This window comes from Methylomonas sp. PHL2-19, from assembly GCF_059331595.1.
The window spans coordinates 2,293,792-2,315,561 of sequence record NZ_CP196839.1 but is presented as its reverse complement, the minus strand read 5'-3'; the positions used below and the strand labels follow the sequence as shown (position 1 = coordinate 2,315,561).

At 50.5% G+C, this 21,770-nt stretch carries 22 protein-coding genes; 7 read left to right on the top strand and 15 right to left on the bottom strand.

The window, feature by feature from the left end:
• Nucleotides 1-7 precede the first annotated feature (7 nt).
• Nucleotides 8-1,267, top strand: a complete 1,260-nt coding sequence (gene glyA / locus ACR02O_RS10800) for a serine hydroxymethyltransferase (RefSeq protein ID WP_171694822.1) — start codon at nucleotides 8-10, stop codon at nucleotides 1,265-1,267.
• A gap of 644 nt (nucleotides 1,268-1,911) precedes the next feature.
• Here glyA and ACR02O_RS10795 read toward each other — a convergent pair.
• The 4 genes from ACR02O_RS10795 to fur form a co-directional block, all read right to left on the bottom strand.
• On the bottom strand, nucleotides 1,912-2,460 hold the full coding sequence (locus ACR02O_RS10795; protein WP_458137136.1) for a hypothetical protein: 549 nt from the start codon (nucleotides 2,458-2,460) through the stop codon (nucleotides 1,912-1,914).
• 583 nt (nucleotides 2,461-3,043) lie between these two features.
• The gene (gene lolD, locus ACR02O_RS10790) at nucleotides 3,044-3,742 is read right to left on the bottom strand and encodes a lipoprotein-releasing ABC transporter ATP-binding protein LolD (RefSeq protein ID WP_494523359.1); all 699 of its coding nucleotides are present in this window, start codon (nucleotides 3,740-3,742) and stop codon (nucleotides 3,044-3,046) included.
• The gene (locus tag ACR02O_RS10785) at nucleotides 3,735-4,982 is read right to left on the bottom strand and encodes a lipoprotein-releasing ABC transporter permease subunit (RefSeq protein WP_171694819.1); all 1,248 of its coding nucleotides are present in this window, start codon (nucleotides 4,980-4,982) and stop codon (nucleotides 3,735-3,737) included. The genes lolD and ACR02O_RS10785 overlap by 8 nt, the downstream gene beginning before the upstream one ends.
• A 2-nt stretch (nucleotides 4,983-4,984) precedes the next feature.
• Entirely contained in the window at nucleotides 4,985-5,407 is a 423-nt protein-coding gene (gene fur / locus ACR02O_RS10780; protein WP_026146882.1) for a ferric iron uptake transcriptional regulator, read from the bottom strand.
• Between the two features lie 115 nt (nucleotides 5,408-5,522).
• Here fur and ACR02O_RS10775 point away from each other — a divergent pair, with 115 nt between their 5' ends.
• The gene (locus tag ACR02O_RS10775) at nucleotides 5,523-6,077 is read left to right on the top strand and encodes an outer membrane protein assembly factor BamE (protein ID WP_033159000.1); all 555 of its coding nucleotides are present in this window, start codon (nucleotides 5,523-5,525) and stop codon (nucleotides 6,075-6,077) included.
• Nucleotides 6,078-6,095: 18 nt separating this feature from the next.
• Here the strand turns inward: ACR02O_RS10775 and ACR02O_RS10770 are convergent, their stop codons facing one another.
• From ACR02O_RS10770 to ACR02O_RS10750, 5 genes are read right to left on the bottom strand one after another with little or no spacing between them, the layout of a single operon-like run.
• Nucleotides 6,096-6,569 carry a LabA-like NYN domain-containing protein gene (locus tag ACR02O_RS10770; protein WP_494523358.1) on the bottom strand — a complete coding sequence of 158 codons (474 nt, stop codon included), beginning with the start codon at nucleotides 6,567-6,569 and terminating at the stop codon, nucleotides 6,096-6,098.
• Between the two features lie 7 nt (nucleotides 6,570-6,576).
• Nucleotides 6,577-6,891, bottom strand: coding sequence for a pyrimidine/purine nucleoside phosphorylase (gene ppnP, locus ACR02O_RS10765; RefSeq protein ID WP_205453913.1), 315 nt, complete (start codon nucleotides 6,889-6,891; stop codon nucleotides 6,577-6,579).
• 36 nt (nucleotides 6,892-6,927) lie between these two features.
• A complete protein-coding gene (mnmM, locus tag ACR02O_RS10760; protein WP_494523357.1) occupies nucleotides 6,928-7,515 on the bottom strand; it encodes a tRNA 5-(aminomethyl)-2-thiouridylate-methyltransferase MnmM in 588 nt (195 codons plus the stop codon).
• Complete coding sequence (locus tag ACR02O_RS10755) at nucleotides 7,490-8,545, bottom strand: NAD(P)/FAD-dependent oxidoreductase (RefSeq protein WP_494523356.1); 1,056 nt, start codon at nucleotides 8,543-8,545, stop codon at nucleotides 7,490-7,492. Before ACR02O_RS10755 ends, mnmM begins: the two co-directional genes overlap by 26 nt.
• A 5-nt stretch (nucleotides 8,546-8,550) precedes the next feature.
• Nucleotides 8,551-8,901, bottom strand: a complete 351-nt coding sequence (locus tag ACR02O_RS10750) for a HopJ type III effector protein (RefSeq protein ID WP_033159004.1) — start codon at nucleotides 8,899-8,901, stop codon at nucleotides 8,551-8,553.
• 366 nt (nucleotides 8,902-9,267) lie between these two features.
• On the opposite strand from ACR02O_RS10750, the gene ACR02O_RS10745 reads away from it, so the two are divergent.
• The 4 genes from ACR02O_RS10745 to ACR02O_RS10730 are packed head-to-tail and all read left to right on the top strand — an operon-like array spanning nucleotide 9,268 to nucleotide 13,652.
• Nucleotides 9,268-9,777, top strand: coding sequence for a polysaccharide biosynthesis/export family protein (locus tag ACR02O_RS10745; RefSeq protein WP_033159006.1), 510 nt, complete (start codon nucleotides 9,268-9,270; stop codon nucleotides 9,775-9,777).
• Nucleotides 9,778-9,802: 25 nt separating this feature from the next.
• On the top strand, nucleotides 9,803-11,107 hold the full coding sequence (locus ACR02O_RS10740; protein ID WP_494523355.1) for a TonB-dependent receptor domain-containing protein: 1,305 nt from the start codon (nucleotides 9,803-9,805) through the stop codon (nucleotides 11,105-11,107).
• Nucleotide 11,108: 1 nt separating this feature from the next.
• Nucleotides 11,109-12,851, top strand: coding sequence for a lipopolysaccharide biosynthesis protein (locus ACR02O_RS10735; RefSeq protein WP_458137128.1), 1,743 nt, complete (start codon nucleotides 11,109-11,111; stop codon nucleotides 12,849-12,851).
• Between the two features lie 18 nt (nucleotides 12,852-12,869).
• Complete coding sequence (locus tag ACR02O_RS10730; protein ID WP_458137127.1) at nucleotides 12,870-13,652, top strand: CpsD/CapB family tyrosine-protein kinase; 783 nt, start codon at nucleotides 12,870-12,872, stop codon at nucleotides 13,650-13,652.
• 48 nt (nucleotides 13,653-13,700) lie between these two features.
• Here the strand turns inward: ACR02O_RS10730 and ACR02O_RS10725 are convergent, their stop codons facing one another.
• From ACR02O_RS10725 to ACR02O_RS10700, 6 genes are all read right to left on the bottom strand, one after another.
• A complete protein-coding gene (locus tag ACR02O_RS10725; RefSeq protein WP_458137126.1) occupies nucleotides 13,701-16,088 on the bottom strand; it encodes a tetratricopeptide repeat protein in 2,388 nt (795 codons plus the stop codon).
• 154 nt (nucleotides 16,089-16,242) lie between these two features.
• Complete coding sequence (locus ACR02O_RS10720) at nucleotides 16,243-16,902, bottom strand: hypothetical protein (RefSeq protein ID WP_494523354.1); 660 nt, start codon at nucleotides 16,900-16,902, stop codon at nucleotides 16,243-16,245.
• Between the two features lie 11 nt (nucleotides 16,903-16,913).
• Nucleotides 16,914-18,608 carry a putative porin gene (locus ACR02O_RS10715; protein WP_458137124.1) on the bottom strand — a complete coding sequence of 565 codons (1,695 nt, stop codon included), beginning with the start codon at nucleotides 18,606-18,608 and terminating at the stop codon, nucleotides 16,914-16,916.
• Nucleotides 18,609-18,626: 18 nt separating this feature from the next.
• On the bottom strand, nucleotides 18,627-19,289 hold the full coding sequence (locus ACR02O_RS10710; RefSeq protein WP_458137123.1) for an energy transducer TonB: 663 nt from the start codon (nucleotides 19,287-19,289) through the stop codon (nucleotides 18,627-18,629).
• A gap of 11 nt (nucleotides 19,290-19,300) precedes the next feature.
• Nucleotides 19,301-19,705: an ExbD/TolR family protein gene (locus ACR02O_RS10705; protein WP_020482301.1), complete on the bottom strand. Its 405-nt coding sequence runs from the start codon at nucleotides 19,703-19,705 to the stop codon at nucleotides 19,301-19,303.
• 86 nt (nucleotides 19,706-19,791) lie between these two features.
• Nucleotides 19,792-21,579: a DUF2341 domain-containing protein gene (locus tag ACR02O_RS10700; RefSeq protein WP_494523353.1), complete on the bottom strand. Its 1,788-nt coding sequence runs from the start codon at nucleotides 21,577-21,579 to the stop codon at nucleotides 19,792-19,794.
• On the opposite strand from ACR02O_RS10700, the gene ACR02O_RS10695 reads away from it, so the two are divergent.
• Nucleotides 21,578-21,763, top strand: coding sequence for a hypothetical protein (locus ACR02O_RS10695; RefSeq protein ID WP_494523352.1), 186 nt, complete (start codon nucleotides 21,578-21,580; stop codon nucleotides 21,761-21,763). The genes ACR02O_RS10700 and ACR02O_RS10695 overlap by 2 nt on opposite strands.
• Nucleotides 21,764-21,770 lie beyond the last annotated feature (7 nt).

The following is a 21,770-nucleotide window of genomic DNA, read 5'->3' as shown; positions in this document are numbered from 1 at the left end:
AGACCCCATGTTTAGCGAATCGATGACCATCAAAGGCTTTGACGACGAACTATTTCAAGCGATGGAACAAGAACGCCAACGCCAGGAAGACCATATCGAACTGATCGCCTCGGAAAACTATGCCAGCCCCCGAGTTTTGGAAGCCCAGGGCACGGTGCTGACCAACAAATACGCCGAAGGCTATCCGGAAAAGCGCTACTACGGCGGCTGCGAATACGTCGATGTCGTCGAGCAATTGGCGATCGACCGCGCCAAAGAATTGTTCGGCGCCGATTACGCCAACGTCCAGGCGCACTCCGGTTCGCAAGCCAATATGGCAGTGTTCATGTCCTTAATTCAACCGGGCGACACCATCCTAGGTTTGAGTTTGGCGGACGGCGGCCATTTAACCCACGGTGCCAAACCCAACTTCTCCGGCAAAATCTACAACGCAATACAGTACGGCTTGAACAAAGACACCGGCGAAATCGATTACGAACAAGTCGAAGCGTTGGCTTTGGAACATAAACCCAAATTGATCATCGCCGGCTTCTCGGCCTACTCGCGCATTTGGGACTGGCAACGTTTTCGCGACATTGCCGATAAAGTTGGCGCTTACTTCGTTGTAGACATGGCCCATGTCGCCGGCCTAGTCGCGGCGGGTTTATATCCCAATCCGGTGCCGATTGCGGACGTGGTCACCAGCACCACCCACAAATCCCTGCGTGGCCCACGCGGCGGCTTGATTTTGTGCAAAAGCAATCCGGACCTGGAAAAAAAGATCAACTCCAACATCTTCCCCGGCATCCAGGGTGGTCCGCTGATGCACGTGATCGCCGCCAAAGCCGTAGCCTTTAAAGAAGCGCTGACCCCGGAATTTAAAACCTACCAGCAACAAGTGGTGAAAAACGCCCAAGCCATGGCGGAGGTTTTTATCAAACGCGGTTTTGATGTGGTTTCCGGCGGCACCGACAACCACTTGATGCTGGTGTCTTTAATCCCCAAAGGCATCACCGGCAAAGCCGCCGACGCCGCATTAGGCCGGGCCCACATCACCGTCAACAAAAACGCCGTCCCCAACGACCCGCAATCGCCGTTCGTCACCAGTGGCATCCGCGTTGGCACCCCTGCCCCCACCTCGCGCGGCTTCAAGGAAGACGAAGTTCGCCAAGTGGCGGAATGGATGTGCGATGTGATGGATAACCTGGAGGACGAGAGTGTGATTGATGCGGTTAGGGAGAAGGTGCATTTGTTGTGTGCTAGGTTTCCGGTTTATTCAGCGGGATAATTTTGAGTTGCCTTATTTGAGTTGGATGATGTTGTGTCGCTAACGCGACGGGTTGTTTAGAGGTCGGGTCTCGGCCCGACAGCCGAGTAACTTTTCTTTGTTTGGCCAAAGAAAAGTCACCAAAAGAAACGCCACCCGGATGCCGCTTTGATCCTGCGCTCCTCGCTTTTGAACGGGGTTGCCGAAAGGGGCTTCCTGCCCCTTCGGCAACGCGATGCATCCCTGCATCGCCCCTAACGGGCTGAGCCGTTCAAAAGCTCCGGTGCTCGGCGCGGCATACGGGAATCAAAACCGTCTCGACCGTAAAAGATTTTGGGGATTGTTCAGAATTTTGATGTAGCTCCGAATAGCGCAGCGTATTCGGAGGAACGAGAAATTTAATTTACACATACGTCCGATTACGCTGTTCTAATTCGACCTACAAACTCTATATGCCTGCCATGGTGACGCTTTATAAAACGCCTGGGGCAAACAATTCCGTAGACGATTGCCGGTGCCGGTAAACCCAATAAGCTGATAATCGGTGCCATGATGCGTAGTTTGATTCATGTGGCATTCGGTGTCTTGAACCTTCGATTCGGCTCTTCGTTTGCTTTGACTTGGATAACAGTATCTACGAGCTGGCAGATTTGGCAGAAGTAAGGCTATTGAAATTCGGCATGTATGCCCTCAATCGTAGCCTCTGCAGTTGGCGGTAAGAGTAGCATCCACTTGCCATCATGTTTTTTGAGCTTTTGAACCACATCTTTGCTGACATCGCGCCCCTGTATACTCACTTTAAGGGAATACACTACATACGCCACGTCGCCTTTAAGCGATGTATCGAGTATATCTAAACGAGATGAACGCATCATCTGCACCAAATTAGGTTGCCCCCTGGCAATTACATCATTCAGGCGTTGATAAGCTTCCTTGTTAGTTAATCTTCGATAATCATTCATCGTTGATACGCCAAATAACGGTAGCAACTCTCTTTCCGCCTGCGAACTTTTCGGGCCTTTCAAGGCTGCATCAAAAGTGTTTCGAAAAGTTGAGAGCGCTTCAGGATGCATTAAATCTGTCATGAGGCGTGTGTTATACGCCCCTAAAGCCGTAGCATATTGATGCATGGCCTGATTGATCTCGGAGTTATCTGCCGCTGCTCCCCCACACACCAATACAGCTGTCAATAGCAAAACTGCCCTAATATTCATATTACCTCCATTGGTTTTTGAGCCTAACCGGTGATGAGATGATTTCAGCAAGTAGCCTGGATGAAGCGTAGCGGAATCCGGGTAATCTAAGCCATCAAAACCTCGATTTCGTTTCACTCCATCGAGGCTACATCATTTGTTCACTAACTACTTTTTAGTGACGGGACGGTTTTATCCCGTATGCCGCGCCGAGCACCGGAGCTTTTGGCGAGAAAGCCCGAAGGGGGGCGGCAGGGATGCCGCACGTTGGCGGAGGGGCAGGAAGCCCCTTCTGCCGACCCTCGGCAAAAGCGAGTAGCGCAGGAAATAAGCGGCATCCGGGTGGCCTTTTCTTTGGATACTTTTTTTTTGGCCACGCACAAATTCGTCTGGAACGAATTTGAACAGCCGACAGGCTGGCCCGAAGGGCGAAAACCAAGGATGGTTTTCGTAGCGAAAGTATCTCAGCTGTCGGGCCGAGACCCGACGTTAAATCAAGCCGTCGCGATAGCGACACAACCATTTGAATCTCCTCTCCCCAACCCTATCCTGCTGGAGAAGGGGCAAACCACGAGGAAACTAGGGCATCACCAGAAACTAACGTTTAAATGTGATGAACCCTCTCCGGCACAATCAACCCATCCTCCATATAAAGCACATGATCCATTCGCCCAGCCAACTCAGGATCATGCGTCACCACCAAAAAACTCACCTGTAATTCCTGGTTTAACTCCAACATCAGCTGATAAATCTGCTCGGCGGTTTTACTGTCGAGATTACCCGTCGGCTCGTCGGCCAGCACGCATTTAGGCTGATTAATCAAAGCCCGGGCTACAGCAGCGCGTTGCCGCTCGCCACCGGACAATTCGCCGGGTTTGTGCAGCATGCGATGCCCCAAGCCGACACGCTTGAGTAACTCGGCAGCTTGTTGTTGGGCGTGCTTGATCGATTGGTTGCCGATCAACAGCGGCATTGCCACATTTTCCAGGATGTTAAATTCACCCAGCAAATGATGAAACTGGTAGATAAACCCCAGTGAACGATTACGAAGCTGACTCAGTTTGCCGGCGCTAATCTTGTTCAAATCGGCGCCATCCAGCATCACCGAGCCGGAGCTGGGTTTTTCCAGGCCGCCCAGTAAATGCAGCAAGGTGCTTTTGCCGGAGCCGGATGCACCCATGATGGCGACGCGCTGACCGGCATGAATCGCCAAATCGACGCCGCGCAACACTTCGACATTCAAATCGCCCTGCTCGTAACGCTTGGTTAACTGCTGGCACTGCAATACGATGGCATTATTCATAACGCAACACCTCGGCAGGATTGATACGCGCCGCCTGCCAAGCTGGATACAGCGTCGCCAGCAAGGACAATAAAAACGCCACGCAGGCTATCCAATACACATCGGTCCAGATCAGTTTTGACGGCACTTCGCTGATGTAATAGACGTCGGCAGCCATGAACTGCACGCCAAAGGCTTTTTCGATGGCTGGCACAATGGTTTCGACGTTCAGCGCCAGCAACACGCCACCGACGGTTCCCAGTAGGGTACCTATGCTGCCGATGATGCAGCCCAAGACAATGAAAATGCCCATCACCGAACCGTTGGATAAACCCTGGGTTTTCAGGATCGCGATGTCGCCGCGCTTGTCGGTGACCACCATCACCAGCGTGGATACAATGTTAAACGCCGCCACTGCGACGATCAGCAGCAAAATGATAAACATTGCCCGCTTCTCGGTTTGCACGGCACGGAAGAAGTTGCTGTGGGCCTTGGTCCAGTCGCTGACCCGAAACTCGTCGCCCAGCGTATCGGCCAAGCCTTGGGTGATGCGCGGGGCATTGAATAAGTCATCCAGCTTTAGACGCAAACCGGATACTGCCGACTCCAATCTGAACAATTTGCCGGCATCTTCGAGATGCATCAAAGCCATATTCCGGTCGTACTCATACATGCCGACCTTGAACACGCCCACCACGGTAAAGCGTTTCATGCGCGGCAGAATCCCGGCCGGCGTGGAGTTGATTTGCGGAGTGATGATGGTGACTTTGTCACCCATCATCACGCCTAAATAACTTGCCAATTCTGCCCCCAAGACAATACCAAACTCGCCGGGGACCAAATCGTTCAAGCTACCGAACATCATTTTATTGGCCACTTCAGACACTTTGGCTTCATATTCGGGTAACACGCCCTGCAACAAAGTGCCGCTGACTTGGCGGTCAGCATTCACCATCACCTGTCCATGGATAAACGGCGCAGCACCTTCGACATGGGGCATGCTGCGAGTGCGTTGCTCTAAAGCTTGCCAATCATCTAGTTGACCGAAGCGGCCGGTAATTGTGCTGTGCGCGGTCATGCCCAGGATGCGCTCGCGCAATTCGGCTTCGAAACCATTCATGACCGACAGCACGGTAATCAAGGCGGTCACGCCCAATGCGATACCGAGTACGGATGTTAAAGTGATGAATGAAATAAATTGAGTGCGTTTTTTAGCACGGGTATAGCGTAACCCGATATACAGGATGAGAGGTTTAAACATGCTTAGGCTTTTGGGGGTTTACAAGCGGCGCAATAACCGTAAAGGTAAAGGCTGTGATCGGTAAGGGTGTAACCCAATCTCAGGGCAATTTCCGATTGGCGTTTTTCGATGACTTCATCGGTAAATTCGTCGACCTTTCCACACTTCATGCAGACGACGTGATCGTGGTGGCCGCCGCTATTTAGTTCGAATATCGAGTTGCCGCCCTCGAAATGATGACGGTTGACCAAGCCGGCGGCTTCGAACTGGGTCAAAACCCGGTAAACCGTCGCCAGGCCAATTTCCTCGCCTTCCGCCAACAATATTTTGTAGACCTTCTCGGCCGACAAATGCCTATCGTCCTGTTGTTTTTCCAGAATCTCCAGAATTTTGATTCTGGGCAAGGTCACCTTTAAGCCCGCATTACGCAAATCCTGAGTTTCCACAAGCCCCCTCCTTTAAACCGATAATCCGCAACATTGTATCGTTTTTTGCGCCAAGCCGCTGACAGAATTATGGGATAATGACCCATCGTTTGTCGTCAGACTCCATTCTCTTCTCATGAAAAAATCGACTTTTTTGCTAGCGGCCGTCACCAGTTTATCGATTAACGCTTGTAGCACCATTCTCACTAACTTGCCCGGCGTGTACACCCTGGATATTGAGCAAGGCAATATCATCGATCAAAGCATGATTAACCAATTGCGGCCCAATATGACCAAGCGCCAGGTCTTGTATATCATGGGTTCGCCTATGCTGTCCGATGCCTTTCATGAAAAGCGCTGGGACTATTTATACTCTGAGCAACCGGGCGGCGAAGACCGGGTGCAAAAGCGGGTATCTTTATTTTTCAATGGCGACAATTTAATGGGTGTGCAAGGCGACTTCAGACCTAGCTCGATGCCGGTTGCCAAGGAATCCACAGAAACCAGTGTCGACGTGCCAAAACGCGACCTGGAACGCTCGATGTGGGAAAAAATTAGCGGTTTATTCGGTAGCGACGAACCCGACACCTTTGCCCGCAGAAACAATCAAAACGCTACCGAACCCAAAGAAGCCGCCAGTTCCGCAGAGAAAGGCAAAGAATTGGTAGAAGAAGACGCCGACAAACAATAGGTAAAACGCCCAAACGTCTCACAGCAATAATGCACCGGCGATGGCGATGAAATTGTCGGCGGCCTGAATCAAGGCCGGCGCGGTTAAACTATGAATGCCATAAACATCGCTGGCAGTACCGAAATCGCTGCGCACCTTTTGCAATAACAATTCGAAATCGCCGTCGCCAGACAATAGAATAATCCGATCAGCCTGCGCCGCGTAATCCATTACATCCAGGGTAATCCCCACATCCCAATCGCCCTTACTGGTACCGTCGCGGCGCTGAATATAGGGTTTTAGTTTGACGGTAAAACCGATATTTTTCAGGATCTGCTGAAAACCTTGTTGCTTGCTGTCTCCGCGGTCCGTCGCATATGCAATGGCAGCAACGACCTGTTTACCTGCGGTTGCCTGCTGCCAAAACGCGCTGTAATTGAAATGCTTCTGGTAGCGTTGCCGGGTGGTGTAGTAAATATTCTGCACATCGACAAAAATCGCTACCTTTTCCATCCAATGCTTACTTCAAAAAAGAACAGCAATAATCGCTGGCAACACTAACCTTCATGGTGAAGGCGGCATTGCCGGGCACATTGAAAGACTCGCCGCCTTTCACCGCTTGCCAGGCATCGTTACCGGGCAACAACACTTGCAGTTCACCGGCCAGTATTTCCATCAGCTCAGGATCCGCCGTGTTAAAGGTATATTCGCCCGGCTGCATAAAACCCAAGGTTTTCGAAGAGCCATCGGCAAATTTAATGGTGCGGCTATTCACTTTGCCGTCGAAATAAACATTGGCCTGCTTGACGATGGTGACGTTATTGAATTCTGACATGATGCAAATCTGTTACTAGTAAAAAAAGGAGCGCAATCATAGCAGATCGGCTTGTTTGCGAATAACAAAAAGCCGCGGTGCACTGGGCTTGTCGTGACTGCTGAGAATGACCTCAGAAGTAAAACCGCTCCCATCCACCTGCCGACACCATACCGACAACTGCCGGGTTTCCAGATCACCGCCAGCGTGACCCGGATACGCCAATACCGTCATCACGGCGCGCGGCGCCAACAAGCCAGACGCAGCATTTAAGGCGACCAGCGTCGAATCGATTTGGGTAATCACTGTTTTGTCGGTGCCGGGCAAATAACCCAGATTGAACATCACTGCTCTCACCCGGCCACGCCACTGCTCAGGAACATGCAACAGCATATCGGCATGGCTGGCGAGACGCAGTATCACCCGGCGCTGCAAATCGAGCTGAAGTAAACGCTGGAAACTGTTGATCAGCGCTTGCCGCTGAATATCAAATCCGAACACATGACCACTCGCCCCAACGCTCTGTGCCAGAAACACGGTATCGTGGCCGTTACCCAGTGTCGCGTCGACCGCCACGTCACCCGGCTTAAGGTAAGAACCAACAATATGGTGGGCAATTTCAAGCAGGGATGTAGGTTTTGTCATAGCGGCGTATATCGCAACCGGGCGGCAAGCCGGCGTGCTGTTGCAAGTAATCGGCAAACCGGACAACGTACCAGGGAATCGCCAAGCTGCCCTTGGCGCCAAAGCCATTGAAAATATGCAGTTGCGGATATTTGGGATGCGTGCCAATAAACGGCTGTTTATCGCGTGTAGCCGGCCGGATTCCGGCGCGATGCTGATAAACATTAAGGTTTTGTTGTTGTGGGCAGACCGCACGTAAGCTCGCCAATAAAGCGGTTTTCGCTGCTTCGGTCGGCACATGATCTACTTGATCTGTTTCGAAAGTCGCACCGGTCTTAAAGCGCCCGGACTCCAATGGAATCAGCCAATGCCCGTAATTCAAAATCTGTTTTGGAATATCTTGCCTACTTTCGCAACCCAGTATTTCACCTTTTGCCAATTGAAACGGCAAATACTTAAACCATGGATTGCTAAGCGCCTGATAACCTTCGCAGAAAACAATATGCCGCGGATATATTTCCTGCCAGCGCAGCGCCGGCTCGAGATTAATTTCTTCGTATTGCAGAGTGTATCGCCGATAACAGTGCTTGTTCCGTAAAAAATCACGCAACCGACTCAGCAAAGCCTCGGTCCGCAAATAGCCGGTCTGGCCTTGTTGCAACACACCGTAAGGCGCGTTAATTCTCTTGGGGGCTGCCGCCAACTCCGACAAATAGTCGCGATAATCCGCCTGGCACAAACGGCGTTCGGCAATTTCAAGCTCTTTGGCGGTGCGCAAAATTTTCAGCATTGGCATTTGCTGATAGAAGGCTTGTCCAAACTGTCTCTCAAGTTGCCGATAAGCATGCATCGCGGCCGGCAGCAGATTTTCCACATCCACCTGCTTTACCAAGCGCTGCCCGGTAACCGGATTGATTAAACCGGCCGCGACTTGCGAGGCGTTTTCGGCGCCATCATCCACCACCACGACGCGCAATTGCCGCTGCAATAACTCCCAAGCCAATAAACTGCCAGCCAAACCCTGACCGATCAGCAGTACATCGATTTGCACGGCAATTATTGGGCTTGCAAGGCCTCGCCTTTAAAAACAATGCCTTCCCAACCATCACGCATAAAGTGTCTGATATTTTGATGATCGTCGCCGGACGGGTTACCCAATACATCTTGGCGATAATAATCACCGAAGAGCGCCAGAGTTTGCTCGACAGTCAGTTTATGCAATTTGGCGAATGCAAAAATCTTGCAAGAGCCCTCATTACGACCCGCTTCGTTTACCAGAGGCTGTTGCAAGCCGTTACTAAATTCGGTGGGTTGGTATTGATAATGCTCGGCAATAAGCGCAATGACTTCCTGAAATTCGACCGCTTGCCCGGACTTAACACGTTGTAAAAAATCGTTCACTGTCACTGCCTTACTCCCGAAGTTTTATTAATTTTTGGTTAATTTGCTGTTTGATTCGAACAAAACACAGTCATTCCCGGTTATAATCGCATGAAATTTCTAGGTGTTTCTCACCTAAGACTGCGTTTGGGATCGTCTTATTCTTGTTATATTCCGCTACTAAAATCCCGCCTTACTTTGGCGTTTGGCTCGAAAAGTGCGGTTTGCAACCTCAATAACATCATAAAGGAATACATTTTGAAACAGATAATTACTCTTTTCTCGTTTTGTCTGCTTTGCTCCTCCACTGCCCTGGCAGAACCGGAAACCCCGATCCCACCTGCACCGCCAATAGAGCCCATTAACAACACTACAATCAGCCCTGCACCTACGGTGACTATCGAGCAGACCAATTATGCGGCTTACCAACTATCGCCGGGTGATGCATTGGAAATCACGGTCTGGAAAGAAGAAGGCTTACAACAATTGCAAATCCTGATTTCCCCGGACGGCACGATTATTTTCCCCTTGATCGGCACCGTCGGTGCTGCCGGCAAAACCATTACCGAACTGAAAGACAATTTGACCAGCAGACTGGCCGATTACATATCCGACCCCTCGATTTCGGTTAAATTACTCAACAACCAGGGCAACTCCATCTTCGTGATCGGTAAAGTCAACAAACCCGGACAAGTGTTTTCCGGCAGACGCCTTGATGTACTGCAAGCGCTGAGCCTTGCCGGTGGCCTGACCGTGTTTGCCAAGGAAGGTTCGATTAGCATTATTCGCCGCACCGGCGATCAAGTTAAAGTGTTTCCTTTCGACTACAGCGATGTGATTGATGGCGAAGACCTGGAACAAAACATCCTGCTGGAACCGGGAGACACGGTTACCGTACCCTAAGCGGAATTAGATAGAAGCACTATCTATGAAGATAAAAACGGATTTTTTGCTACCTGCGTTGGTTTTATTCAGCACCGATGGCTACGCGCTGGATTTGTTGTTCAAACCGGAGTTCAGCTTTAAGGAGCGCTTTGACGATAATGTACGCATGCAGATTCATCCAAAGCATAGCAATTTTATCAGCACCCTTTCTCCAGGTGTGATGTTCGGCTATCTTGCCGACGACAACGAGTTAAATACCCGTTTTAAGTGGAATGAGTTGATTTACAGTAGCGACTCGGCGCTGGATTTTTCCGAAAAACTGGTCAATCTTAGCCACAAATATCAGGGCGAGCGTTTCAAAACCGATCTTGCGGCAAGCTATGCGGAAGAATCCTCGATCAATACCCAATTGGATCCAACCACAATCGACCCAACTCAGATAAATGAAGCAGGTGGCGTGCAACTTCTCGTACCACGGAACACCAAATCAGTATCCCCCACTGTCACTTATAATTTGAACGAAAAAAGCTCCCTACAATTGGGTTATAGCTACCAGGATGTGGCGTTTGACAGAGCGCAAAATCTGACAAACATTTTCAATTACTCGGATTATAGTTTCCAGCAATATTCGGCAACGGCCAGCCACGCTTACAGCGAACGCCTTTCGTTCAATCTGACAGGTGCTTATTCAGACTATGAGTCGGCAAATCAAACCCCAGGATTAGCTTTTGGGCTCATCCCTATAACCACAGGCTTTAGTCAAAAATCAACAACTTTCACCTACCAAGCAGGCTTGCAATATTTATTTGACGAACGAACTCAATTAGCATTTTCAGCGGGTATCCGGGACACAACTACGGAAAGCACGCAATTCACAAACTCGTCAAATCCGTCGCCACTGTTCAATAGCCGTTCGTCCTTGCCACCTAAAAATGTTGTAGGTAACGTGTTTTCAGCAAGCTTGGCTCGTAAAAGCGACTGGGGTGACTTTAGCTTAAGTGCCGGACAACAGCTTAACCCGGCCAGCACAGGTCAGCAACAAACCTCAACCACCTTTTCAGCCCGAGGCCGATACAATCTCACGGAGCGCTTATCCACCGGTATCAACGCCAATTACTTGCTATCTGAATCGATATCCACATTTAGTAACGATACCACCAGAACTAATAACCGCACTTTCATTACCCTATCACCGAATGTCCAATGGCGTTGGACGCCGGAAATTAATTTGGATCTGTCTTATAGCTATCGCCAACAGGTAATCGAGTCAAACAACCAGACCATCACCGGCGATAGCGTACAACTACAATTCTCTTATCAACCGCAAATCAATCGTCAGGTGAAATAGCGTGGAAAATCAAGCCATCGACATCAAGGACTATCTAAAAATCATCAAACGACGCAGACGGTTTTTAGTTATTCCGTTTCTAATCATTGCGCTGATCAGCATCGTTTTGGCAGTACTGCTACCGGCTGTGTACCGCTCGACCTCCACCATTTTGATCGAGGCGCAAGAAATCCCCGCCGAACTGGTGCATTCCACAGTGACCACCTTCGCCGACCAGCGGATTCAGATGATCAGCCAACGGATAATGACCCGACCGAATTTGACGGAAATCATCAAGAAATACGATCTCTATGCCGAGGAACGGCAAAAAAAGCCGGAGGAAGTGATTCTGGAAAAAATGCGTAAAAGCATCAAAGTAGAAACCATTAGTGCCGACGTCGCCAATAACAAAAGCGGCCCTGCCCAACAAGCTACGATAGCCTTTACGCTGACATTTGACGATAAATCACCCGCGCTCGCGCAAAAAGTCGCTAACGAATTGACTTCCTTGTTCCTGAAAGAAAACATCAAGTCACGCACAGAATCTGCGGAAAATGCAGCATTGTTTTTGAGTGAGGAATCCAAACGTCTTAAAGCCAAAATTCAGGAAATTCAACAAAACCTGGCTACGTTCAAGGAAAAGAACCTGAACCAACTGCCGCAAATCAGCGCCATGAACCAGCAAGAACTGACCTCTTTGAGTAATCAGTTATTGCAATTGGATAGCCAAGAACGAACGCTGCAGGATAGACGTTATTATCTTGAAGGCGAACTGGCGCAAATCGATCCCAACACCATGGCTACCAATGCCGTGGGCAATCGGGTGTTCGACATGAAAGACCGTTTGAAGGAACTACAATCGCAATATCCATCGGTGTTATCCAACCATTCTGCGAACCATCCCGATGTGATTAAAATCAAACGGGAAATCGACTCATTGCAAAAAGAAATCGGCTCCAACACCGATCTGAATGCGATGAACGGCGAACTAACCGACAGAAAAGCGGAATTGGCCTTGTTGTTGAAACAATATTCGGACAAACACCCGGACGTGGTGAAACTGCAAAAACAAATCAGCGCCTTGCAACAAAGCCTGGCTAGCGCGAAACAAAGCGACTACAGCAACTCCAGCATTCAACCGGATAACCCGGCCTATATCACCTTGAAATCGCAACTGGCTTCAGTGAATACCGAAATCGAATCGTTGAATTTCACTCGTAGTCGCGTACAGAGCAAAATGGAAGAGTTACGCTCAAGCCTACGCCAATCGCCATTGGTTGAAAAAGAATACATGGATTTGATCCAGGATCTGGACAATACCAATCTGCGCTACCGTGAAGTGAGTGCGCGAGAAATGGAAGCGCAAATCTCGCAGCAATTGGAAATGGAAAGAAAAGGCGAGCGTTTTACTTTAATCGACCCCCCCCAAGAACCATTACAACCGGTTAGCCCGAATCGAATTGCGATTATGGTACTGGGCATGGTGTTGGCGGTGGCAAGCGGCTTAGGAGCGGTGGCATTGACCGAAATGCTGGATTCGACCGTTAATAGCCCAAAAGCGGTCGCGGCGATTCTTGGTGTGGAACCTTTGGCGTCGATACCTTATTTCGAAAGCCAGAAGGAACATCAAGCACATAGAAACGAGCGACGGCTGTTATTGATAGGCATGGCAATAGCCGGCATTCTGGCTGTCATCGCATTTCATTTTATCGTCATGCCGCTAGATGTGTTTTGGTACAAATTACTACGTGTCGTGGGCAATTAATCATTTAAGGGAAAATTCATGAACCCCATTGAAAACCTCGTGGAAAAAAGTAATCCAGCCGCAGCCGGATTAGCCAATCAACCCGGCGACAAAGTCAGCATCGCTTACACCCAAACGCGGGTACACACTCCGGATCAAAACTTACTGAAGCAAAACCGGATTATTTCCGCGGCTTTACCTGGAAAATGGCTGGAATCCTACCGCATGCTACGCACCCGCTGCTTGCAGCAAATGGATGCGATGGAATGGAAGACCATGGCAATTACCAGCCCCAGCGAAGGTACCGGCAATAGCTTAACAGCCGCGAATTTAGCCATCAGCATGGCAATGGAACTTGACCGCACTGCCCTGCTGGTGGATGCCAATTTCCAAAATCCCAGCATTAATCAATTATTCGGCATTCAGTCGGGCGCGGGTCTTAGCGATTATTTATTGAACGACACCGAATTAAGCTCCATGCTGATTAATCCGGGCATCGAGCGTCTGGTAGTGCTGCCGGCCGGCAAACCTTTATTCAACTCAACTGAGATGTTGCGCTCACCGAAAATGGTACGACTGGTTAACGAACTGAAAAGCCGTTATCCCTCGCGTATCATTATTTTCGATATGCCGCCGATTTTGTCGCACGACGATACGCTGGGTTTTTCGCCTTATGTGGATTGCGTGTTGTTGGTGATCGACGAAGGCCATACCAAGACCGAGCAGTTGAAGCACGCAGCCTCTTTGTTAAAAGACACCAACGTACTGGGGACAGTATTCAATAAAGCCACCGACATTAAAATCGGCTATACCGGGGTTTAAGCCGGTTTGACGTGGCTACCTGCGGTAGCCACGTCCCTACATTTCCTATCAGAGTTTACTCAAAACATCCTTCGCTTCATTCAAGCCATCGAATTCCACTTTTTTATCGACCGCTTTTTGCAAATATTCGCGGGCTTTAACCGGATCGTTTTGCTTGAAATACACCATACCCAAATGATAATTGCTGATCGGCGATTGCGGATCGCGTTCAATCACTTTCAACAATATCTCTTTAGCCTTATCGTAATTGCTTTGTTTATAGGCAACCCAAGCAACCGTATCCATCATATTAGGATTATTGGTTTGCAATAAAGGCTCGGCCAATTTGGCTGCACGTTCCAAACTATCCGGACCGGCGGAAAAATCCGACAAGTAACTGGCCAGATTGTTAACTGCAACCACCGAATCCGGATGCAGTTTGTAAGACTCTTCGTAAAGCGCCAACACCTGCTCATGCTGACCGTCACGATGATACAAACGCGCCAAGTCGTCGACCAATTCCAATGCCCCTTTAGTTTTTTCAATCCCTTTTTTGTAGATATTGATGGCTTCGGCCTGGTTTTTTTGTGCCAACTCGATCAAGGCCAAGTTCCGATAAGGGCTATACCACTCCGGTTTGATATTCAAAGCCTTTGTGTAAGCTGCTTTTGCTTCGGCAAATTTCTGTTCGTTCAGATAAGCACCACCCAGCAAATTGTAAGCAACGAAATGATCGGGTTGCTGTTTAATGACTTGCTGCAATTTGCTAATAGCCTTATCCGACTGCTTCAATACCAAATAGCTTTTGACCATCTCGGTCAAAGGCTCAATCGCATCCGGCTTACGCGCCAAGGCCTGTTGAAAGGCTTCGGTGCTGGCTTCCAGCTTGCCTTCCGCCTGATAGCCCAAGCCGGACATGTAAAAGCCGGTGGCGTCTTTATCGGATAACTGTTGCACCTGTTTGGCAATCTCTTGCGCTTTATCCCAATGCTTTTGCGACAACTCCATTTTAAACAGCGCCTCCAAGCCTTTCAGACTTTTCGGATTGGCTTTCATCAGCGCTTCAAGCTGCTGCTTGGCTTGATCTTGGTGCCCGGCTTTCATATGCAAGCCAACCAAATCCAGCCGGGCGGTCTCATCGCCCGGTGCGACGGCCACCACTTTTTCCATGTTTTCTCTGGCCAGCTCTTCCTCGTTATTGCGCAGATGAGCCGCGGCCAGCATTTTCAACACACCGATATTGTTGGGTTGATCAACCAATACCGAGCGAAAATCGGCAATTGCGTCGGGAATTTTGCTTTCACCCAAAGCAAACTGACCGCGCAGCGTCAAAGCCTCGGCATCGCGCGGATTGTTATCCAACACTTCCTTGATCAAGGCCTTAGCCTCGTCGCCACGCTTGGTCATTGCATACAAAGCCGCTAATTTATTTCGTGCGGTGATGCCGCTGGGTCCCAATTTATCCTGATCGACGACTTCTTTCATGGTCGCTTCGGCCTTATCGACTTGCTTTTGGGCCAGCTGGATATTAGCCAGTTTGAATTTCAACTCATACGCTTGCGGCTTTTGCTCTATCATCGGTAGCAACTCGGCAATCGCCACTTCCGGACTGCGTTTTTCCAACAGAAAGTCGACCAAATAAGTCTTGGCGGTATCGTTGTCCGGCAATTTGCTGACCGCGTCGCGCAGAGTCGCTTCGGCTTTATCGACTTGTTTGGTACCGACTTGGAACAAGGCTAACGTACGGTAATGCTGTAATTGCTGCGGCTCCAGTTTGACAATTTCCAACAACATGGCCTCTGAATCGGCAATCTGATTGTTTTTAGCGTACAAACCGGCCAGCATGCTACGCAACGCAACATTATCCGGCTTCTTTTCAATAGTTTGCTTCAATAAAGTAATCGCTTCGCCAACTTTATCCAAACGCGCTTTAATAGAGGCCATCATCAAGGTCGCCGGCACATCGTCCGGGCTGTTTTTCAAGGCGCGCTCCACCGTCATAATCGCGCCATCGCTGTTATTTTTGGCTGCTTGGACGCCGGCGAACAACACCAAAGCTTCGACATTATCCGGTTCCTTCGCCAAAGCTTCACCGACCATTTTTTCCGCATCGTCTACCGCGCGATTTAATAACAGCAGCTGACCAACCCGCACCCGCGCCATCACGTGATTTTCATTGCCGGCAACCACGGTGCTGTATTCTTTAAAGGCATTTTCGATTTTGCCTTGTTTACTCAGGGCTTCCGCAATCTGGAAGTGAGTTTCCCAGTCCTTAGGATCGATTTGCAGCACGTTTTTATAGGCAAGCAACGCTTTCTCATAATCACCCGCTTGATATAGCTGTTTGCCTTCTTCCATGTATTTCGCTTTCCGTTCATCGGCGCCGTTACAGGCCACCAAGCCGGTCGATAACACAACAATGCCTAGATTTTTTAAAAAATTTTGTTTCGTTGTCATTAGTCTCTCGATAATTCGTGCATTTGATTATGTAGCCGCCATGATGGAGCGCCGCTTTTTGGGATTTTAACTTATTTACGCGACCAAGCCTTAAGGCTTTCGGTAAATCAGCGAGGGTCGAGGTGCGGCATGTTGCCGCACCTGAGTAGAGAAACTATTGGACGCCAGCCGGCGCTGTGCCGCTATCCGCAGCAGATTGTTTTTGATATTTACCGGCGCTCAACTTGTCCTGATATTCCTGGACGATAGTTTCCATTTCCACACTGTTGAATTGCAGCAAGGCTTCATTCTGCAACACACTAGCCAGTGCGCCTTTGTTTTCGTAGCGTTCCAGCAATTCCTTGGCGGCCTCGTAAAGTTTCACATTATGAATATCGCAAACCCCCAATTGCTGCTCGGTTGCTTGCTGCTTGGCAGTTAATGCCGTTAGTTGCGCTTGCAAATCGGCTTTAGCCTGACTCACTTCCTTATGCTTTTCCATCACATCGGAGAGTCTGGCATTACTTTTCTCCAAACGCTCGCGCACCTCACCGTTGGCATTTCGCTGTGCGGACAACTCGCTGCTGACTTGTTCCTTGGCCGCCACTGCCGCCGAATGCGCTTTTTTCAACTGCTCAAGCTCCTGTAACTCCTCGGCTAACTTGGCCGATTCAGCTTTTGCCGCATCGCGTTCGGCCGTCAGGCTTTTAACCATCGCTTGCAGCTTTAAAACAACGCCATCGTTCTTGGCAGCCTCACGTGGCGCAGCCTGACTGGTGGACCAGCCGCTGCTAATAAGCACAAACAATACGGCCACTTTCGGAAATGTATTCATCGGCAACCTACCTAGAATTGCGTATTCACGTCGATCTGCAACACATCGATACCAAGAGGGGGTCCCGTGATGATATCGGCACTCAACCAGCGGCCGGTCAACCAAACGTTCTTCATCAAGCCATAGTTACCGCCGATGAACCAGCCCTTACTGTTGGTACCGCCGAGGTGGAAATCAGAATCGGTGAATGCATCCAATACCGCATCGCGCTCCACGTACTTATAGGCAGCAAACACATTCCAATGTCCGGCCACTTCGGCTCTTGGCCAACCGAAATCAGCCCTAAACTGCCAGGCGTTGGTTTTACCCTCAACCACTGTACCGTTCAGCATCCGGCTGACCGCGGCTTTATTAAAGCCGACGTTTTTAGCGTAGTCGCCGCTCAAGCGCAGATGGTAAGGGGCAAACAGAGTCATTTCATACGAAACATTGGCGTTGACGATATTGTAATCGGACGCCAAACCGACCATGCCCGGATTGGAAGCCAAAGCGCCGGTGCCTTCTCGACAAATCGACGCCAAGGTATTACCGCCCTGCATGAATTCCGGACGCGAAGCGGTGTTGCCGCGCGTATTGAGATCGCAAGTGCCTAAAACGCTGGTATTTTGCTTAGCTTCGACGTTGACGTAATCGAAATAAGCCAACGCGGCCTTTAAATTATCTTGATTGACAAAGCCCCAATCCACGCCGACTTGACCGCCGAACAACCATTTATCGCTGCTCAGCGCCGATTCCTGTAGTGGAAACGCCCCGGCTGTGGCAAAAACGGAATGCGTGTGGTCGTCGTTAGCCATCAAGCTGTCCGATCCGCCCAAACGGTGGCGCACGGTGCCGGCAAAACCTTCGAAAGATAAATCCGTATCCCACACCAATTCGCTACCGCCGGTAAACTCGCCACCGCCGGTATACCAGGGGTTCTTGATCCGGCCGCCCGACAAAGTCAGCCATTTAAACTTGTTATCGTCGACTGCATCGTATTGCAGATAAGCCCGGTCCACGGTGAAATCGTATTTTTGTCCGGTAAAGCCTAAAGACTGGTTAGTAGACACCGGGTCACGTTGATTACCCGTCGCCAAACGCACACCGGCTTTCATACCATCGGTAATCGCCGCATCAATGCCCAAGCGCAAGCGCTCGCGAAAATGCTGTCTGTCGGTAGTCGTATTCAAGAATTGATCCACACCCGCCGCGTTCAGACCGCCTCTTTCGTTAACCGCTTGCCAGTCAATATAAGAATTGGCGATGTTTTCCTTGGCCATCATCTCATGCTGAGAACGTAGACGAATATCGCCAGACAGCTTGAAACGCCTGGTCCACTCCGGCAACGCATTAGGCAAGCCCCACTGTTCGTTCTTGGCCTTTTGCATCACATCGCCGACCACTTCTTCACGCAGCTCACTGCGCACCTGCTGACGAATTTCGTCCTTCACAAAATCAGGCACATAAGCCACCCGCACTTCATCGGCCGGCACCGCTTCCTTGACACCGGCGGCCTTGGCTTCGGCCACTTGCTGGCCGGCTTCGACTTCGGCTTGTTTGATCATCTCGTTGGCAGCCTTGTCGGTAATCACGCCTTGCTTGACCAATTGCTTAATCAAATTAGTGGTGGTATTGCGCAGTTTCAGCAACTCTTCCTTTTCTCCGGCCTGCACGGTGCCGATCAGTCCTGATAGCGCCAGGGCCATCAGCTGTTTCTTATTCGCCATTGTTTTACCTGTGGATACTTAAATACGTGATGAAATTTTTAACTTGATCGGTTGCTGCATACCCGGTGGCGGCGCCTCCGCGACTCGATCGAATTTATTCAATAAGCGGCTGAGCAATTCGTCGATGTCCGCATCGTTGCTACCCTTGGCCAACTCCACCCGTTCTACCGAGCCGTCGGCTTTCAACCAGACCTTAACGATGGCGGTATAGCCCTTGCGGCGCAATTCTTCATGGCTGCTGAGAATGTTCAGAATGCCGTTCTTGACCAAACCGCCGTACCAGGCAAACGGGTTGCCGGCCCCACCGCCGAACAGGCCGGTACCGCCCTTGCGGGCCGCCAGACCAAAACCGTCCGATCCGGCCGTGCCCTCGGCATCCAGACCCAGATCGCGCGGCGGTGCTTGTTCCGGTTCGGGTTCCGGCTCAGGCTCGGGTTCCGGATCGGGTTCCTTGATTTTTTCCTTGATCTCCGGCTCGGGCGGCTTCTCAACTTTCGGCGGTGGCGGCGGAGGGGGCGGCGGTTTAAACAGGGTAACCGGCTGAATTTTTTTCTCGTTTTTCGCCGGTTTTTTGTCGACGAACTCCATGATGATTTTAACGACGTAAAAAATCGCGATAGCGGCGATTACGGCAGCGATGACCATGGGAATATAAACCCGCCAATGTTTCTTCTTTGACATGTCGCAAGGCTTTATTTGGTCAGATTTTGGGTAACCAGACCAACCTGGGTAATTTCCAGTTTGCCGAGCAAAGCCAGAATATCGACGACACTTTGGTACTGGACGGTGGCGTCTCCCTTAACAACGACCGGCAATTCCGGGTTGGCGGCTTTGTATTGCATCAGTGTCGATTCCAGCTGTTCCATCGTCACCGGAAAGGTATCCAAAAATAACGTACCGTCCGCCGTCACCGTGATGGCCTTGGTTTGCGGCTTGGCCAAACTGGGCGTATTGCTGGCCTTAGGCAGATTGACCTGCACGCCTTGCACAGCCGCCGTGGTCATCAGAATAAACACCACCAGCAACACATAAGCCAAATCCAGCATCGGCGTGACGTTGATTTCGTCGTACGCCGCGTTTTCTTCTTGAACTTTCATTGAATTTTCTCGTGTTTTCGTAGGGTACGCAGCGCGTACCGGCAGACTTTGGCAAGGTACGCATTGCGTACCCTACGAATGTTTGATTAGCTATGCTGCTCGGCGAGTTTGGCGACGAATTCGTCAACGAACACATGCATGTCGGCAGTCACCGCTTTGATCATGCTGCCCAGGTAGTTGTAGGCAAACAGCGCCGGAATCGCTACGCCCAAGCCGGCAACGGTAGCTGCCAAGGCCGCGGCGATACCGGGCGCGATGGCGTTGACGTTGACTTCGCCGCTGGCGGCAATCGCCGCGAACGTGATCATGACCCCGACCACGGTGCCCAGCAGGCCTAGGAACGGTCCACCGGAAATCGCGATGGTCAACAACACCATTTGCGAATTGAGTTTTTGCAGTTCCCGGACCAACACGCCGTCCATCGAGGCCTTTACCGCATTCAAAGCCTGGGCGGACAAGCCCTGTTCGGCGGCTTCGGCTCCAACACTTTTGGCCAGACGTTTGTTCATTTCCTGCACGCCAACGTGATAAATCCGGTAAATCGATGAACCCGCAAAAGCCGCATGATTGCCGGTCAATGACAGCAACAACGGCGATTCATCATAATCTTCCTGGCCGTCTTCGTCCTGGTGATCCAGATTGCTGATATTTTTCGCGCCTAATTGACTAAAAGCCTCTTCGAATTTCTTGTTCTCACTGCGGGTACGGTTCAACACAATCGCCTTGCTGACAATCACCAAGGTACTGACAATAAACATCACGCCCAGAATCCCGATGATGACCCAGCCGTCCACGGTAACGTTATCCAGCGTCGACATCAGATAAGACTCACCGCCCTCTTCGCTGTCGGGCGTGCTGTCTTCGCCGTAATTCAACAATGCCGATGACTGGCCTTGCATCAGCGCCGCAAATTGCAGGTAATTCTGGTCACGAGCAACCTTGGCAATACCAAATTCGTCAATGGCACCGACCAAGCCGCGTGAACCGTCCACCGCCGCGCCTATGCTCATATCACCCAACAGCGAAGGCACGCTGGCCGGTAAGATACCGACCGGTTTACCGTCCACATACAAGGTAAAACCGTCCTTATTCCCTGCGACTGACAAATACTGCCAAGTGGCCAAATTCAGATCGGCGGAACTGACCAACTGCTTACGATTAACCTCCAAAACCGGGGTTTGACCTCTAACAGATAAAATCAGCCCATCGCGCGCGAATATCACCCCGTCGGTTTGGGCTTGATCAATTTTTACCCATGCCGAAACAGTCCAGCCAAATTCGACTGCCATCTGAATCGCGGGGGTTGCCGCAATGCGTATCGATTGACTCCCGTTAAAACCGCCCGCTTCGCCAATGGCTCCACCTTCCACAACGGTTTGGGTAGCGGTGGCCGGTTGATTGGCATAGGCCGTAGCGTCTTTAACCGGACCGGCTTCGAAGTGATAGGCGACAGCCTGAGCCACATCGAATATCCCGGCAGATTCCTGAGCATCCACAGCCTTGGGATTGCCGTAATACATCCAGAACATCGGCTCATCGGCCGTAGCAATGTCCTTGGGCAATTTCACCCAAATCAGCGCCATTTCGTTGACCGTATCGATTTTCTCTATGTAAAACTTCAGCGGCGTTTTATCGTCGCCGGCCATGAAGCGCAAATCCTTGCCGTTTTCACCCAAATCGGCGAAGAAGCTGAAATTGCCGGTATGTAGTCGCACCAGCACCAAGCCTTCCGCTACCGGCGTCACGCCGCCCTGCTGCAATTGCTGGGCATCGATGGTTATTTTCTTTCTATAACCCCAGTCGTCATTCCACCAAGCTTGGGCCAGCCCGGGCATCGCCAACAGGGCCGCTACTAATAACACAATCCGTTTCATGATCACTCTCAAATCAAAACATAAACTGGATTATCCCAACGTTTTTTTACATGATTATGACGGGCGGGAAAGAATCGAAAAAACGGGAAAAAATAGTATTAATCCGACCGTTATAGGGCAGGCCGACACGCCCACTGCCCGTGGCGAACACGGGCAATTCAGCCATTGTCAGCCTGAATGGTGACTAAGTG